This window comes from Mycoplasma sp. 13536, from assembly GCF_055523495.1.
In genome coordinates, this window is the sequence record NZ_JBVFVC010000001.1 from 544914 (window position 1) to 561365 (window position 16452).

Annotated in this window: 16 protein-coding genes; 10 read left to right on the forward strand and 6 right to left on the reverse strand. The window is 27.2% G+C overall.

Going from position 1 to position 16452, the window contains the following annotated elements; all coding sequences use genetic code 4:
• Positions 1–233: 233 nt before the first annotated feature.
• Both AC0B4N_RS02210 and AC0B4N_RS02215 read right to left on the reverse strand, forming a co-directional pair.
• The gene (locus AC0B4N_RS02210; RefSeq protein WP_465102558.1) at positions 234–1172 is read right to left on the reverse strand and encodes an IS3 family transposase; all 939 of its coding nucleotides are present in this window, start codon (positions 1170–1172) and stop codon (positions 234–236) included.
• A complete protein-coding gene (locus AC0B4N_RS02215; protein WP_465101968.1) occupies positions 1115–1627 on the reverse strand; it encodes a transposase in 513 nt (170 codons plus the stop codon). Before AC0B4N_RS02215 ends, AC0B4N_RS02210 begins: the two co-directional genes overlap by 58 nt.
• A gap of 65 nt (positions 1628–1692) precedes the next feature.
• Between AC0B4N_RS02215 and AC0B4N_RS02220 the strand changes: the two genes are divergently transcribed.
• From AC0B4N_RS02220 to AC0B4N_RS02245, 6 genes are all read left to right on the forward strand, one after another.
• Complete coding sequence (locus AC0B4N_RS02220) at positions 1693–2877, forward strand: IS30 family transposase (protein ID WP_465102247.1); 1185 nt, start codon at positions 1693–1695, stop codon at positions 2875–2877.
• Between the two features lie 248 nt (positions 2878–3125).
• Entirely contained in the window at positions 3126–5681 is a 2556-nt protein-coding gene (gene secDF / locus AC0B4N_RS02225) for a protein translocase subunit SecDF (RefSeq protein ID WP_465102248.1), read from the forward strand.
• Positions 5682–5769: 88 nt separating this feature from the next.
• On the forward strand, positions 5770–6204 hold the full coding sequence (locus tag AC0B4N_RS02230) for an amino acid--tRNA ligase-related protein (RefSeq protein ID WP_465102249.1): 435 nt from the start codon (positions 5770–5772) through the stop codon (positions 6202–6204).
• Positions 6205–6286: 82 nt separating this feature from the next.
• Entirely contained in the window at positions 6287–6784 is a 498-nt protein-coding gene (locus tag AC0B4N_RS02235; protein ID WP_465102250.1) for an amino acid--tRNA ligase-related protein, read from the forward strand.
• Positions 6784–8418: a zinc-binding metallopeptidase family protein gene (locus tag AC0B4N_RS02240; RefSeq protein WP_465102251.1), complete on the forward strand. Its 1635-nt coding sequence runs from the start codon at positions 6784–6786 to the stop codon at positions 8416–8418. The genes AC0B4N_RS02235 and AC0B4N_RS02240 overlap by 1 nt, the downstream gene beginning before the upstream one ends.
• Complete coding sequence (locus AC0B4N_RS02245) at positions 8399–9634, forward strand: MFS transporter (RefSeq protein ID WP_465102252.1); 1236 nt, start codon at positions 8399–8401, stop codon at positions 9632–9634. Before AC0B4N_RS02240 ends, AC0B4N_RS02245 begins: the two co-directional genes overlap by 20 nt.
• A gap of 54 nt (positions 9635–9688) precedes the next feature.
• On the opposite strand, the gene AC0B4N_RS02250 is transcribed toward AC0B4N_RS02245, so the two are convergent.
• The 3 genes from AC0B4N_RS02250 to mutM are packed head-to-tail and all read right to left on the reverse strand — an operon-like array spanning position 9689 to position 11410.
• Positions 9689–10033, reverse strand: a complete 345-nt coding sequence (locus AC0B4N_RS02250) for a Smr/MutS family protein (RefSeq protein ID WP_465102253.1) — start codon at positions 10031–10033, stop codon at positions 9689–9691.
• The gene (locus AC0B4N_RS02255; RefSeq protein ID WP_465102254.1) at positions 10018–10587 is read right to left on the reverse strand and encodes a cysteine hydrolase family protein; all 570 of its coding nucleotides are present in this window, start codon (positions 10585–10587) and stop codon (positions 10018–10020) included. The genes AC0B4N_RS02250 and AC0B4N_RS02255 overlap by 16 nt, the downstream gene beginning before the upstream one ends.
• Positions 10568–11410 carry a bifunctional DNA-formamidopyrimidine glycosylase/DNA-(apurinic or apyrimidinic site) lyase gene (mutM, locus tag AC0B4N_RS02260; protein WP_465102255.1) on the reverse strand — a complete coding sequence of 281 codons (843 nt, stop codon included), beginning with the start codon at positions 11408–11410 and terminating at the stop codon, positions 10568–10570. Before mutM ends, AC0B4N_RS02255 begins: the two co-directional genes overlap by 20 nt.
• A 154-nt stretch (positions 11411–11564) precedes the next feature.
• On the opposite strand from mutM, the gene deoD reads away from it, so the two are divergent.
• From deoD to deoC, 3 genes are read left to right on the forward strand one after another with little or no spacing between them, the layout of a single operon-like run.
• A complete protein-coding gene (gene deoD / locus AC0B4N_RS02265) occupies positions 11565–12269 on the forward strand; it encodes a purine-nucleoside phosphorylase (RefSeq protein ID WP_465101425.1) in 705 nt (234 codons plus the stop codon).
• Between the two features lie 4 nt (positions 12270–12273).
• A complete protein-coding gene (locus tag AC0B4N_RS02270; RefSeq protein WP_465102256.1) occupies positions 12274–13569 on the forward strand; it encodes a thymidine phosphorylase in 1296 nt (431 codons plus the stop codon).
• 10 nt (positions 13570–13579) lie between these two features.
• Complete coding sequence (gene deoC, locus AC0B4N_RS02275) at positions 13580–14242, forward strand: deoxyribose-phosphate aldolase (RefSeq protein WP_465102257.1); 663 nt, start codon at positions 13580–13582, stop codon at positions 14240–14242.
• Positions 14243–14317: 75 nt separating this feature from the next.
• On the opposite strand, the gene AC0B4N_RS02280 is transcribed toward deoC, so the two are convergent.
• Positions 14318–16117 carry a hypothetical protein gene (locus AC0B4N_RS02280; RefSeq protein ID WP_465102258.1) on the reverse strand — a complete coding sequence of 600 codons (1800 nt, stop codon included), beginning with the start codon at positions 16115–16117 and terminating at the stop codon, positions 14318–14320.
• A gap of 101 nt (positions 16118–16218) precedes the next feature.
• Here AC0B4N_RS02280 and secG point away from each other — a divergent pair, with 101 nt between their 5' ends.
• Positions 16219–16449, forward strand: a complete 231-nt coding sequence (secG, locus tag AC0B4N_RS02285; protein WP_465101429.1) for a preprotein translocase subunit SecG — start codon at positions 16219–16221, stop codon at positions 16447–16449.
• The last annotated feature ends 3 nt before the right edge of the window (positions 16450–16452 follow it).

The window sequence follows — 16452 nt, forward strand, 5'->3', positions numbered from 1 at the left end:
CTCAAAAATTATAGAATTTTATCCCAGGTAAACATTAAAATGCAATGTTTATCTGGGATTTTTTTCTTAAATTTAGCTACCAAAAAATATCTATTAAATGGAAATGTCACATGCAAGTTTTTTGCATGTGACATTGTTTTTGTCTACCTTGTAATAAAATAGTTGTATTAATAAATTTTAAAAAAATGAAAGGAGACTTTAAAATATAGTGAACCCATAAAATTGGACTAAAATTAATTTAAGGATTGATGCCTATATCCTAAAGGTGTCAGTCCTTTTAATTTTGTGATAATTCGTTTTTTGTTGTAATAATTTATATACTTGCACATCGCTTTTTCTAAGTCTTCTAGAGTTTTGAATTCTTTTTCATGACCATAAAACATTTCGTTTTTCATGGTTCCAAAAAATATTTCAATAACACAATTATCATAGCAATTTCCCTTTCGCGACATACTTTGTTTAATACCTCTTTTACTTAATTTGTCACGATATTGTTTCATTTGATATTGCCATCCCTGGTCAGAATGCAAAATTAAACCATTAAGATTTTTATACTTTTTAAAAGCTTTATTTAGCATTTGATTCACTTGTTCAAAATTAGGACTTTTTGAAATTGTGTATGAAACAACTTCGCGGTTATGTACATCTATAATTGGTGATAAATATAGTTTTCCACTTGCTATTTTGAATTCAGAAACATCAGTGCTTCAAGTTTGATTCAATTTTGTGGTTTTGAAATTTCGTTCGTAATAAGTATTATGATTCTTTTTGTCAACAATCCTTGTAAGGAGTAAGTTATTACAAATTTTTCCAATTTCACCTTTATATGATTTATATTTTGATTTTGGCTGTAAACCAAATAAATTAAGTAATTTCATCAATCTTTTAACCCTTTTATGGTTAATAATATAACCTCTATTTCTTAGTTCTAAACAAATTCTTCGATATCCATAACGGGATTTATTCTCATTAAAAATATTCGTTATTACTTGTTTTAAATCAAAATCTTTATCATTTTTTGAAAAACTTTGAACAATATAAAAGTATGTTGACTTTGCTAATTGGAAAAAGTCTAGCATTAATTTTAATTTATATTTATGCCTTGATTCAAATATTACTTTTGCTTTTTCTTGTTTGGTTGCTCTGTCCTTTGTTGAACCAAGGCTCTCAATTTTTTTAAGAGGTCTACCTCCATTTCAAGCTGGGCATTTCTTTCTTCGAGTTCTTTAATTCTAGATAATGTTTTATCTTGTTTTGGGTTATTATTCTTTGGCATGGTCATTGGCATTTTACCTTTCTTTTTATTTATAAGACCATTATACCCAAATAATTTAAATTTTTTCACTCATGAATTAATTATTCCAGAATTAATTAATAGTTTTGCTTCCAAAGAGCGGATTGATTTGCCATTTAATACTTGCTTAATAATTTCTAATTTAAAACTAGGACTGAAGTTTCGTCGTTTATTTCTTTCTGTAAATATTTCTAATCCGTGGAGGTTGTACAAATGCTTTATAAACTGAATTGTACGCATATTTACATTAAAAATTTCGGCAATTTGTTTGCTACTCTTACCAGTTTTATATAGTTTTATAATCTTTAGTTTATCTTCTAATTTTAACTTCATAATAAAAACCCCCTAAGTTTTACCAATTGATTTGGTCCAACTTGTGGGGTTCACTATAAAATTATATGAAAAATTTAGAAAAATATATTTGTGTTTTTGACAAATATCGAAAAGAAAATAAATATCAACATTTTAAAATTGAAGAGAATTACAACACTATCTTGAAAATGCAAGGAGTTCTTGGGACACAACGAAAATTACGATCAGATCAAATCGATCTAGAACAACTTTATAATATTTTACAAGAACTTTCTGAAGGCTTCTCAATCCAAGAAGTAGCCAAGATTTTTAACAGAGACATTCGAAGTATAAAAAGTAAAATCCAAATTATTACAAATCGCAGACCACTTAGTTTAGATAAACAAAATCGCTATGTTTGTCCTAAGTGTTCAAAAAGAGTAATGCGGGTTAAAACCCTTAATTTTGCAAAGTTATACGAACATTTATTAGGTTATTCATTTTCGCGACTCTTTTTTGTAAGTGATGCAATTAAAGAGAAATGAAAGGCCTACAGAAAATATTGGTATAGTGAGCTTAATACATACAATAAAAATAGAAATAAAAAGAATTTGCAGCAAAAAGAAGTTAAGAAATCAGTTACCTATCTTGTGAATTCTTTTAAAAAATTATCCCCTGATGAATTTGCTCCCTCACCTAGTACAATTTATAAAATAATCAAAAAATACCCTTATTTCCTTGATTTTGACCACATTGTTAGAAAATCTGAAGGCAAATATGGCATAAGGAATAAAAAGCAAGTCAAACCTAAAACATTAAAATATGCAACAGAAATTTCAAAACGTCCAGCTTATATTAATGATCGCTCTGAACACGGCCATTTTGAATTAGACACCGTTATTGGGAAAATCAATGATACATATTGTATTGTGACCATAATTGAACGGCAAACCAGAATGTCTTATGCTATGCTCTCAAAACGCAACTCCAAAGCTATAAAACAAACTCTTCTAAAACTAATCAAGAAACATAACTTAGAGATTAAAATTTTAACTGTTGATAATGGTAGTGAAAATGTCTTATTGTACCAGGTCATTCCAACTGAAAGATTATTTAAATGCCAACCATATAGTTCATGACAAAAAGGTTCAATAGAAAATATGCACCGCTTAATTAGGTATTACATTCCCAAAGGAAAAAGTCTAGATAAATACTCTCAGCAAGAAATTGATTATATGATGGAAAAAATAAATAACTATCGGCAAGTTGTCAGGAAATATAAGATAACCTAAAATTTTTTTTAATCCCCCGCCTTTGATTGCAATCAAAGGGGCCTTACTTTTGACAAAAGTAAGCAAAACCGACGAGAAAACACTGCCGTGTTTTCTGTTTTCGCATACATTTTTTTATCTAAAAATTATGTTAAAATTAAAAGACAATTATTTTGTTAACATCTCGCAAGTGACTTTTCCAAAAAACAAACAAAAAATATCACTAATAATAGCATATAAAAACCCGGTTTTATGGTATAGTATAATATATGAAATTTTTAAATAAAATATTTAAATTAACATCATGAAAAAGGCTTTTAATTAGTACTTTGCTTTTAATAGCAGGTCTACTTTCAATTATCTTTGGTAGTCTTTTTTATTTTAACTCCAACGTTAATAAAACCTATGAGTATAATCCAGGAACTCAAATAGTTGTTAAGATAAAAAGTGACAAACCCGATTCTATTGATAATTTAAAGATTTCAAAGTCTATTAATGACCGTTTAGTTGATAGTTTTGGTTATAGCGGAATTAAGGTAGAGCCTTATTCTAGTGATAAAATATTAATTTCTAAAAGTGGTAAACTTTCACAGCTGGAGTTAAGTAATTTTATTAACAAAGTTATACAAAAACCTTCAATTATCGCAACGTCAACTGATATGAAGCCATTATTTTATTTAGGTAAGTTTAATAATTCTCAAGCACTTGATTATAAAAACGTTTATGATTATAATATTCCGTTTAAACCTGGAAGTGCTGAATATGTTGAACAAAATGGAAACAACAGTGTTAAAATAGCCTTAAATGGAAATACTGGTGAAACAGAATATTCTAAAGCCACTGAATCACTAGTTGGCAAAGAAATTTTGATTTGACTTAACATTCAAAACCTATATGAAAAAGCAGTTAATGAATATCAAAGTGATTGACAAAGTGCAAATCAAAATTTATATAATTTTATTCATGTTAACAACTCAGTTAAATCAAAAAAAACTGATTCAAATGAAGAGACTAACAATACACTTAAAGAAAGTGAATTAAATGTTTCAAAAGAATATTTAATTCATAATGCACAAGTATATTATGTTCATAATGGTGAACATCTTTATTTATCAAATAAAGCAACTTTATCTAATTCTGAGTCTAAATCGTTAGTTGAAAAAATTAATTTTGCTTTAGGTGATTATAGCTTAGAACTTTTTTCAACACATAATTCTCAAGATCGTTCAGGTTCACAAAATACTTATTTATATGCCATAATTGGATCATTAGTTGCCTTCGCAATTTTAGCTTTTATTCAAATTATTAATTATGGACTATTAGGTGTAATTGCTGCTATTTCAAGTGCTTTATATGCAGCCCTTACTTTAGCAATGTTTACAGTGGTTAGAGGAGAGTATTCTCCTGCAAGTTTAAGTGCCTTTTTACTAGGTATGCTAATTTTATTTGAATCTTCATCTGGCTGGTTTGAAAAATTCAAAGATAGGCATCTAGGAGGAGATTCTATCAAGAAAGCTATTATTAATACTGCACGATTTAATTCATTAAGAATTATTGACAGCAATGTAATAATTTTTGTGTCCAGTTTAATTATCTTCTTTTTAGGAACCAACGAAATTAAGCAGTTTAGTTCGTTTACAGTTTTTGGTACAATAATATCACTTATAATCTCATTGATTTTTTTAAAGTTTATTATTATTTCGATCAGTACTTCTGATTACTTTATTGAAAAAATTAAATTATTTGGTATTACAAAATTAAGCCACAAAGCATATATTTTTAAAAATAAAATAAGTGTAAATTATTTTAAACACTTCAAATTCATCTTAATTTTATTTACTGCCTTAATTTTAATTTCAACCGTTATTTTTGGTGCACTAGCTGGAATCAGAGGGAGTGCTTTAAATGGGTTTAATGTTTCAAATAGTTTTAATGGATATTACACAATTAACATCACTTCACTTGATAAATCTAAGTATTTCTTTGATTCAGAATTAGCTAATAATTTTATCAATTATATTAATGATTCGGCAGTTTTAAATAAATCATTAATTACCCAATCATCAATATATTCAATTACTGGTCTTGATGGACTAACCGGTGTATCAATACAACTATCTCATCATGATCAAGATATTTTAAAACAAATACAAGAACTAGCAAATTCATATAGTAATAATTTATTAAGTGTCGATAGTGTTAATATAACAAATATTTCATCACTTAATGACTTGCAATGAGTTGTTATTGGTATCGTTATTTCATCTGCAGTTATCTTACTTTATGTTGCATTTAGACTTGGTTTAGTCTTTAGCATTGTTTGAGCTCTGTCAAGTGTTCTTGATTTCTTAATTATTTTTGGATTACTAATATTGACTAGAATTCAGATCAATAACTATAGTTTAATCATCTTTTTAATCATCTTTATTTGGTCTAATAATGAAAAGATGCATATTTTTACAGACTTAAAGGAAAATGTAAAATTAAAATATCATAAACAAGTGTTAATAACACCAGAAATTTTAAATGTTGCTAATTATACAATTACACAAAACCTCAAACGTTTTATAGTTTCGTTCTTTGGGATTTTAGCATTAGGTATTGGTTTAATATTTATTGGTACAAGTACCAATAATTTACCTACTATTTTAATCTTTATTTCATTACCGTTAATTCTTGTTTTCTCTTCTTATTTATCTATTTATGTTTGAGTGAAAATATTCAGTTATAGTGAAGGGATCAAACAAAAACGAATTGATACAGGTTATTGAAAAGTTAATAAACTTGAAGAACAAACTTTTAATGGAATTAATGATTATTTATAATTTAAACTTAGTTTATAACACTCTTATTTATAAGGGTGTTATTTTTTGTACAAATAGAAAATAAAAAATTTGGTATAATAATCTTGTTATGGATAAAACAAGAAATAGATTTATAGAATATCAAGATAATTTTTTAGACTTAATAAAATCTAATTCTACATATAATCTAATTAAGCTTACGTCTGAAATAATTGCATTTACATTTGAATGAATGAAACGCAATTATATTGAGATTGTTAGCCTTCCAGTGAATACTCAAAGCATATCAAGTCCTATGGGTTTAGGCAGTGATTCGTTACCATATAAAGTTTTTTCATCTTCAAAACCAAATTACTCTTTTTATCTTGCAGATAGTATGCAATTTTATTTAGAATTGTTATTAAGAACTAAGGGGATTGAAAGAGTTGGTTATATCTCTCAGTCTTTTAGAGGTGAAGATATTGATCAAAGACACCTACATCAGTTTTATCATTTTGAAATTGAAATTATAGAAAAAAAACCAAGCAAAAGAATTAGTTATTAACTATTTAAAGAAGCTTATAACAAGATTAGTTAATAAAAAACCCGGGTTACTTAATTCTTATAATGCAAGCAATGTTTCCAGATTGAAAAAATGGATAAAACAAGAAGTTTATGACCTTGACTTTTCAGATGCGGTAAGCATTTTAGAAAATGAGCATAACATAGGGATAGACAATAAAAATGGATTTATTAATATAAATAGTCATGGTGAAAAATATTTAATGCTGAAATTTTCGGACAAAATTTTGTGATTAAATAATTTTCCTTGAATAAACACCCCTTTTTACCAAAAAAGATTTGGTGAATATTCTTTAAACTCAGATCTTTTAATTGGTATTGGTGAAACTGTGGGACTAGGCCAAAGATGTTTTGACTATGATGAAACTATTGCCTCTATTAATGATCACCAAAATAAACCTAATGAATATAACTGGTATCTCCAAATGAAAAAAGAACAACCCTTACAAACTTCAGGTTTTGGAATTGGTATTGAAAGATTAATTTTATTTATAACTGGATTAGAGGATATCCGTGATGTACAAGTAATTCCGAGGCTTACGGATTTGGAGGTCTTACCATAATGATAATTAAAATATTAAATAAACTAAACAGTCATATAAACCAATTTAACAAAGAAACTAATTCTAACCTTAAAATAATATTAAAAGGTAGCGCTGTTTTTTGATTAGAACAGCAAGCAAAAGATAATATGCCCGCTGATTTGGATGTTGTTTTATTATCAACTAGTTATGAAACAAAACTTGCATTCTTAAAATTTATACAAACTTACGAAAAAATAGAAGTTGCAAAAAATGATGGTAATTTATTTATTTTTAATTTAGATTCTTTAACAATAGAAATAATTTTGCTAGAACAACTTAATCTAAAATTTACAACTAGTTCACAATGGGATGGTATTTTACTTTTAAAAGGTAAATGGTTATTTACGCAGAAGTTACTTGCTCTACCATATATAATGAGTGATTATTTTCCACATGATAGGGATAAAAAAATCCGCCGCACAATTGAACAATTAACAAATTGAAAAATTTTGGTAAATACTAGTGAATTATTTAATAGTGAAACAATAGACTTTTTGAAGCATTGTCTTTGAAATAGTTTTTTTATTTTTTACAAATATAACTATACAGAAATGTTAATTTTTGATTATGGTAAGAAAGGCTTTTATAAAAAGTTAACTAAAGACGATGAGATAGTTGACATTATTGTAAAATTTTACGAATTTTTCGCTAAAGATCAAAAGATTCAACTAATTGTAAAAATTGGTGAAAGAATCTTACAAAATAAAGAGTTTATTACTAACTTTTTATTAAATAATTATAATATTCCCTCATTGCCTGGCTCTGAAATAAATTTCTTAAGTAAAGTTTTTGAAATACAAAAGAACAACTTCAAAGGGTTTTATTTTAAGGAAAATAACAAAAAAGAAAAAAAATTATTTATAAGTCATAGTGATGAAGCTGGAGGTTTGTTAGTTGGGAATAATGTTTACAACTTAGGTACATGCAATTGAATTTCAGGAGATTATGATTTATATAATCTTGATGGGGAATATATTAAACGAGTAAACGGAACTGCAATAACTAGCGAAGTATATTCAAAAGAATATCAATCAAAGATCGCAAGAAAACAATTAGAAATTGATTATGAGAATTATGATAATAAAATTTTACAAGTGATTTCAAGTCAAAAACCTGAGTTTAATGATTCTTATTTTATCACTAGAAACCATGACAATCGCATTAATACCCTTGCATTAAGAATGATAGAAAAAACAAAGATTGCAAATCTTAATTATCTAATAACAACACGTGAGGAAGTTCAGTTACAAAGTTCAAAACTAAAAGAAGTTAAGGATATTATAGGTTCAAAGGATTATATTTATAATTTAGAAGTATCTAAATATCAAAATTGGGATAATGAAAATTTATTAATCCGTGTTGCTGATTTTTATACGGGTGTTAATCCAAAAATGTTAGAACATATTTCCGAAATTTTTAATGATTATGCTCTACCTTTTCAATATTATTTTGGTGCCGGATCTACAGACCAAACAGAGTTTCAATTTGAAAATTCAATAACAATTGTTATACCAGCTAATGAAATTCATTCATATTCATCTAAAATTTTCCATAAAAATATATTTTATATGCTATTTGCGATAGGTATTTTAAATGAAGAGTTTTCTAAATAACCTTTATAAATATACTGGTTCTTTAGCAATTTCCTTAATTGGATCCGAAGCATTTAAATTTGCTTCGTCATTATATATATACCGTATTACTGGAGATTTTTGGCTAGTATCAATTTTATATTTACTTATTCAACTGCCAACAATTATTGTTTATATTTTTAGTTCTAAAATAGTTGATTTTTTTAAAAGATTATCTGGTAAATCTATTTTATTTATTTGCGACGTCATAAGCGTTTTATTTTTAGCATCTTTAATTGCCATGTTTTTTGCAATCAAAGATAGTTATATATTTTCAATTTTATTAATTATAGTATCTGCTATATTAGGATTTATACATTCTTTTAGATTTATTTATATAAAAAATATAGTTTACTATATAGCAACGAATGAAAAGCAAATGTGAAAGATGAATATTGGATCATCATTTGCAACTTCAGTTGGTTTTATGGCTTCACCAATTTTATCTTTTTTTATTTATCAAAATCTTAGTTTTTATTATTTGATTATTTTTAACTGTATTACTTATTTATTATCTGGATTCTTATACTTATGACTTCAGACAAACACTGAGAAATCAGTATTTACAACAACAAAGCTAAATAAAGCTAACCATAGGACTATAATAGAACCAAAGCCATACAAAAAGTGGATTTATGTACTTTCTGCCTCGACCATAATTGGTATTTTTACATATCCACGGGGCAGTGGGTTGCCGCAATATTTTAAGTTAATGTCAGATTTTTCAATAGATATTTGAAGTTTTTATATAAATATTATTTTTTCAGCTAGTGCATTGCTATCATCTATTATTCAGTTTTGACTTAAGAAAATTAAGGCAATTAAAATATCTTGAGTTTTATCAATCATATCTTTAGCTGGATTTGTATGATTACTAGGTTTAATATTTATCAAAGATCAATTTACAAATATAATTTTATTTATAATCTTTAGTTCAATACAACAATTCTTATTCTCGCTATTTTTAAGTCAATACTATAGTTTAACTTATGAATTATTTGATGCCAAAACCTTCCATAAACAAAATGGTATTTCATTAAGTTTTAGAATTATATTAAGTTCGTTGCTTATTATTTTATTAACCTACCTAGCTACAATTTGAGTTACATATACATTTATTGCATATTTTGTTGTAATCTTAGTTTCAACAATACTAATTTGAATTTATCAACCAAAAATTAAAAAAAGTGGATACTAGACTACAAAAAGATTAAATTTATATAAAACATTTAGCGTTTTCACGCTAAATGTTTTATGTTAGTTTCTTTGTTTTCAAATCATCAAATAACTGATTTACTTCATTTTGTGAAATATTTCAATTCGATTCATAAGAATTATTACTATAAATATCATTTGTATATTGGACTCATAATGAATATGATCCATCATTAAGTGCCTGATACTTAAGTTTTAAATTACTATTATGATTATGTTTTTTCACAAAGTTTTCAAAGGTTGTTTTTAATATACCACTACCTTTGCCTGTTATTATAGTTAAGTCAGAAATTATTCCTTCTTCAAGGTCAAAGATATGGTTTTGTAAAACAATTAAAGCATCTTGAGACTCTAGTCCATGCAAATCTATTGTTTGCGTCATACTTTGATAATAATACCAGCTTTTTGCATGATGCTAAGCGCCATACTGTGAAATAAATCAGCATCATGTTCAAGCGATTCATAAGTTTGAACACAATTTCGATAAATAACAACTGGTTTATCTTGTTTTGATTTATTTAGTCATGTTTTTAAATTTAATGCAAATTGCATCACACAAATATCGGTGCATGCACCTGTTATGATAAATTCATCATAGTTATTTATAATATTTTTATCTAATTCTCAAAAACCATTTGTTGTGTTTTTGTAAAGTACGTTAGATTCATCATCTAAAACAAATTCTTGTAATTCATCAATGATTTGAGCCTCGCTACTACCAGCAATACAATGCTCAGGATAGGTTTTCATTTCTAAATCATGTTCACTATGTGCATCGCAAACAAACATGACATCATTTTCTTTATTACTAGATAAAAGATCAACCATATCAGGCACAATTCCAGCAATACGTTTATCACTTAAATCACCAAAACGTACAAAACCATTTAGCATATCGATAACAAAGAATAATTTTTTATTTTTGACAGTTTTCACAATAACTTGTCCCCCTTCCATTTTCCTTAAAATCAAGTTTTACTTTTTTAATTAAGTGTGTTTTACATCTTAAACATTCTAAACCTGCTCTACCATAAACCTTCAATTCATTTTGAAATTTACCATTAATACCATTTACTGAGCTATAATCTTTTACACTGCTTCCGCCATATAATATACTTTTATCCATAATATCTTGCGCATTTTTTAATATTTCACATAATTTTGGATAAGAAATATCTTTTGCTTTTGTCATTGGATAAATTTGTGATTCAAACAAGGCTTCATCAGCATAAATATTACCAATTCCGAGCACTAAAGATTGATCTAAGAGAATTTTTTTAATACTAATATTACGGTTCTTAATCTTTTGATATAAATCATTAGCATCTACATCTCCAGGTAATTTTGCTAATTTTTTAATTTGGTAAATTGAATCTATGTTGTTTGATTCAATTATTTCAAAAGAACCAAACATACGTGTGTCATTATAAACCATTACTTTCTGATTATCTAAAAAGAAATAAATACAATCATGTTTATAATTATATAAGTACGGATCATTAATATCACGTATATAATATTTTCCGGCCATTCTTAAGTGTGAAATTAATCTTGAATTATCACTAAAATTAAAAACTAAGTATTTGCCAAAGTTTTCAATATCATTTATTAATTTATTTTTGCAAAAATTAATAAATGAATTTGGATCAGTATTTTTAATTATTTTCTCAATTTTAACTTCTGTTTTAAGAATTGTTTTTCCTTTGACGTGGTCATTTAATGATCTTTGTACAATTGTTACTTCTGGATATTCTGGCATTAACTTATTATAATATATTTTTATAAATTACACTAAGCTTTTGCCATGTTTTTGGAATAACGAAATTGTGGTAAAATAGTATTACGATTATATGTTTTATCACATAATAATCAATTTTTAAAATTTAATAAATAATAATATTTTTGGAGGAATTATGACACCACATATAAGTGCAAAAAAGGGAGAAATTGCTAAAACAGTAATTATGCCTGGGGACCCACTCAGAGCTAAAAATATTGCTGAAACATTTTTGGACCCTGGATATAAACTTGTTAACTCAGTACGTAACATGTTTATGTATACTGGAACATACAAAGGAAAGCAAATTACCATTGCAGGTAGCGGAATGGGATGTCCATCAATTGGAATTTATTCATATGAATTATTTAATTTTTATGATGTAGATCGTATTATTAGAATTGGATCTGCTGGTTCATATATTGAAGAATTAGGATTATATGAAGTTGTACTAGCAACTGAAGCTTATGCTGATTCGGATTCATTTAGAAAACTTGCTTTAGGTAAGGATGGAAATATTGCATACCCTGCGGAAGCTTTAAATAAAGAAATTGAATCAATAGCTAGTGATTTAGGTCACAAACTTACTAAGGGTCGTGTACACTCTTCTGATGTATTTTACTCTGTAGTACCGTTAGAAGAAAGAATTAAAGAAACACAAGCTGTTTGTGTTGAAATGGAATCATATGCATTATTTACAAATGCTGAAAAAGCTGGTAAAGAAGCAGCATGTTTATTAACAATTAGTGATAATTTAATCACTAAAGAAGAAACTAGTTCACAAGAGCGTCAAACTGCTTTTGTTAAAATGGTGGAGATTGCTTTAAACTTAGCAAAATAAACTTATGCGTATAGTTGATATTATTGACAAAAAGAAACGCAACCAAGAATTATCCGAAACTGAAATTGAATTTTTAATTAATTCGTATGTAGCAGGAAATACACCAGATTACCAAATGAGTGCATTTTTAATGGCTGTTGTCTTCAATTCGATGACATCACGTGAAATTGCCTGAATGACTAAATATATGATGAATTCAGGTGAAATTATTGATTTATCCGAGATACCTGGCATTAAAGTTGATAAACACTCAACTGGTGGGATTGGAGACAAAACCACCTTGGCCATTGCTCCAATTATCGCTGCATGCGGAGGATATGTAGCCAAAATGAGTGGTAGAGGACTAGCTCAAACTGGCGGAACAATCGATAAATTAGAATCAATTCCAGGTTTTAACACAGAAGTAAGCCAAAATGATTTTATCAAACAAGTGAAAGATCATAAAATTGCGGTAATTGGACAAAGTGCTAAATTAGTACCTGCTGATAAAAAATTATATGCACTTCGTGATGTGACTGCTACAGTTGATTCAATTCCATTAATTGCGTCATCTATTATGTCTAAAAAGCTTGCCACAGGATCTAATGCTATTTTATTAGATGTTAAATGTGGTAATGGAGCTTTTATGAAAGATGAAGCAAGTGCAAAAGAACTAGCACAAACTATGATTAACATCGGAAAAGAATTAAACGTTGATGTACGAGCCGAAATTACTAATATGAATCGCCCATTAGGTCGTGAAATTGGTAATAAAAACGAAGTATTAGAAGCAATTTGAACGTTGCAAGGAAATGGACCAGAAGACTTTAATGAACTTATTTATTCTTCTTGTTCAACTATTTTGTTGCAAGCTAAACTTGCAACAAGTGCTGAGCACGCAAAGCAAATGGTGCAAGAAGTTATACAAAATGGAATGGCACTTAAAAAATTCTATGAATTTGTTAAATTACAAGGCGGAAATTTGGATAAATTACTCGCCCCAGATTTTTGAAATCCTAAATATAAATTAGAGATTAAGGCAAAACAAGAAGGTTATCTTGAAATTTTTGATAGCTTAGCTTTTGGGCTTGTTTCTATGAAATTAGGAGCAGGGCGCCAAACTAAAGAAGATTCTTTAGATTTTGAAGCTGGGATTACGTTAAATAAGAAGACCAACGAGTATGTTAAGGTTGGGGAAACATTATTTAGTTTATTTTCATCAAAGCCAATTGATGAAAAATTAGCAGTTGAATTAGAAAATGCTTATAAATTCAATATGACTAAAATAGATAACAAAGTAATTCTTGATAAATTACAATAAAAGAGGTATTATGGATTATAATAAATTAATCGATCATACACTTTTAAAACCAGAGGCAACTGAAAAAGATATTAATAAGCTTATTTCAGAAGCTCTTAAATATAATTTTAAAACTGTATGTGTAAATTCTTCATGAGTGAGATATGTACATGATAAACTAGCTAAAACAAGCATTGGTATTACTAGTGTAGTTGGATTTCCGCTCGGGTCAATGATTACCCAAGTTAAGGCTCAAGAAGCAAAACTTGCTATTGATCATGGGGCCAGTGAAATTGACATGGTAATGAATATCGGACGCTTTAAATCAGGTGATTATGAATATGTTTTAAATGATATTAAGAAAGTAAAAGAAGCGTGCGGTAACCGCATTTTAAAAGTTATTATTGAAACAGCCTTACTTTCTGCTAATGAGATTAAAAAAGCAACCGAAATTGTTATGAAATCAGGTGCTGAATTTATAAAAACATCTACTGGATTTAGTTTTAGAGGTGCATCTTTAGATGACATTAAAATTATGAAAGAAACTTGTGGAAATAAACTATTAATTAAAGCGGCAGGTGGAGTAAGTAACCTAGAAGATTTAATAAAAATGTATGAAGCTGGTGCAACACGCTTTGGAACATCACGAGCTGTTGCAATAATGGAAGGTTTAAGCTCAAAAGAAGGATATTAATTTTATACATTCTATAACCCATAAGGTTTTCCTTATGGGTATTTTTTAATAAAAATAAGACATTTTACAAATGCCTTATTTAATTTCAAAGATGATTTCTTGGAATAATTTATGTTTTTCTGCAACTAAGTCAAGTTCTGGTTTAGTTTTAGCTATTTCTTCAAGTTGTTTATATCTTGGTGCAAATAATTCATTATAAATTTCATCACTAAGACCAATATATAAATCATAATTTAAGTTAGCTTCAAGCGGTTCAGCATTACCCAAATGTCCGTTTGGATTAGATATATATGGAGTGACAAAACTGTGTTTAGGTACAAAATTTGCAATACGTGCATTATAATCAATATATTGATTAATATTAGTTTTGTTACTGTTAATACCTAACTCAATATTTATTTTATTTGCTTCACGAGTAAGATTTGAAACACTTAAATTATTATATCTATATAAAAATAATGGAATTCTCTTGTTATCTAAATTAGGTATTCAATCTGGGATATAGTTTAACTGAAGTTTGCTAAGAATGCTTAAATTATTTAAACTATTTTCACTGATATTCAACGAAACTGGCAGCACAATTTTAACAATGTGGTTGATATTTGCTGGTATTAAGCTTGATATTTTGGTTTGTTTTCTATCTTCTTCAAATTCATTATCAATCAATGGAAATGAATTTGAAGTTTGATCACGAGAGTATAAGGTTAATGGCAAAATATGGTTTGCACTATTATCAGAATACGTAATTTGTAAAAAGTCTTTAGCGACTAAATCATTATCATATTGAGTTGCAATAGAATTTTTAGATTTTTCAAAGGCTTCATTAATTTTTTGTTTATCTTCATCATTATAAACAATATCGTCTCAGGTTTGTGGATTTCCTTTTTCGCTTTCAATTTTGGCAATTGCTCTACCACGTATATTTTCATTATCAATTGTTTCAAAAAATTTATTTGGCGAATCATAACCATGAGGACGATTAAAGATATTATTAACTAGTAAGCTAAAATGTGGTGAAGTTTTTTGAATTATTGATAAATATTCGGTTTGTAAGTCATTATTTAATAAGGTTAGTAATTCATCAGATTTTTTAAAGTATTTACTACTTTTTTCAAAGATACTTTGTTTTAAAACTTTATAAGTGGTAAAATCTCAATTTTTAAATAATTCTTGTGTATCTTTTTTATAATTATTAATTAACAATTTGATATCTTCTTTAAATTGCGAAATTTTTGAACTAGTAGTTTTATTTTCTAAAGAATTATAGATTTCTAGTAATGTATTAATGTTTAATTGTGTAAAGATTGTTTCGCGGTAAAAATCAAAGAATTCCCTCATACTTTGCAATTTAGTTTCTTCAGTTTTTAATGACGAAATCAATCCTGTTAATATATTACTGGTATATTGAGCTGCATAGACATTTAAGTTTGCGATCATCTCCCCAATATTTAGTTGATCTAAAACTTGCCTTGCATTTTTAAGTAAACCACTGAGAAATTCTGTAAACTTTTTATCTTGAATAAAAGTTAACCAAAGTTCATATAATTGAGAGTTTTGAGTCTTAATATTTTCTAAGAAGTTTTTATTTTCTTCAATGGCTGTAAATTCAACCAATAATTCTTTTGCATAATCCCTGGTTTGATTCAACATAATTTCTAATAAATTAATAAAACCTTCTTTTTGAGTTGTTTCTGAGATATACTCAAATTTATCAGAGTTTAATTGCAATTGTTGCTTTTGGTCCTTTTTATCATCATCTCCACTTTGTATAGGCTTATTTGGTTTTGTCGGTTCTGGATTGCTCGTACAACTTACTAAAGGAAATAAAGTTGGTAGCAATGCTGTTGAAATTAATAATTTTTTAATTTTTTTCATGCCTTAATTATATAATATTATGGTAATATATAATTAATATTTATATATATTTATAAATTAACATGAATATTTTAAAAAAGTAGCTTAAAAAATGGAGTTTTATGGCAGCATTAACAATTATCTTAATAATCATAAGTTTTTTAATTATTATCATTTCTTTTATTATGTCACCAGATTCAAATGGATTTTCTGGAGCTTTAGTTGGAAGTGGTGATTTAGATTTATTTAAAGTATCAAAAGAAAGAGGGATTAAGAAAATTCTTAAATATTCAATGATGACTTTTGGGTTTTTATTACTAATTTTATCATTACTTTTGAGGATTTTTATATAGTAT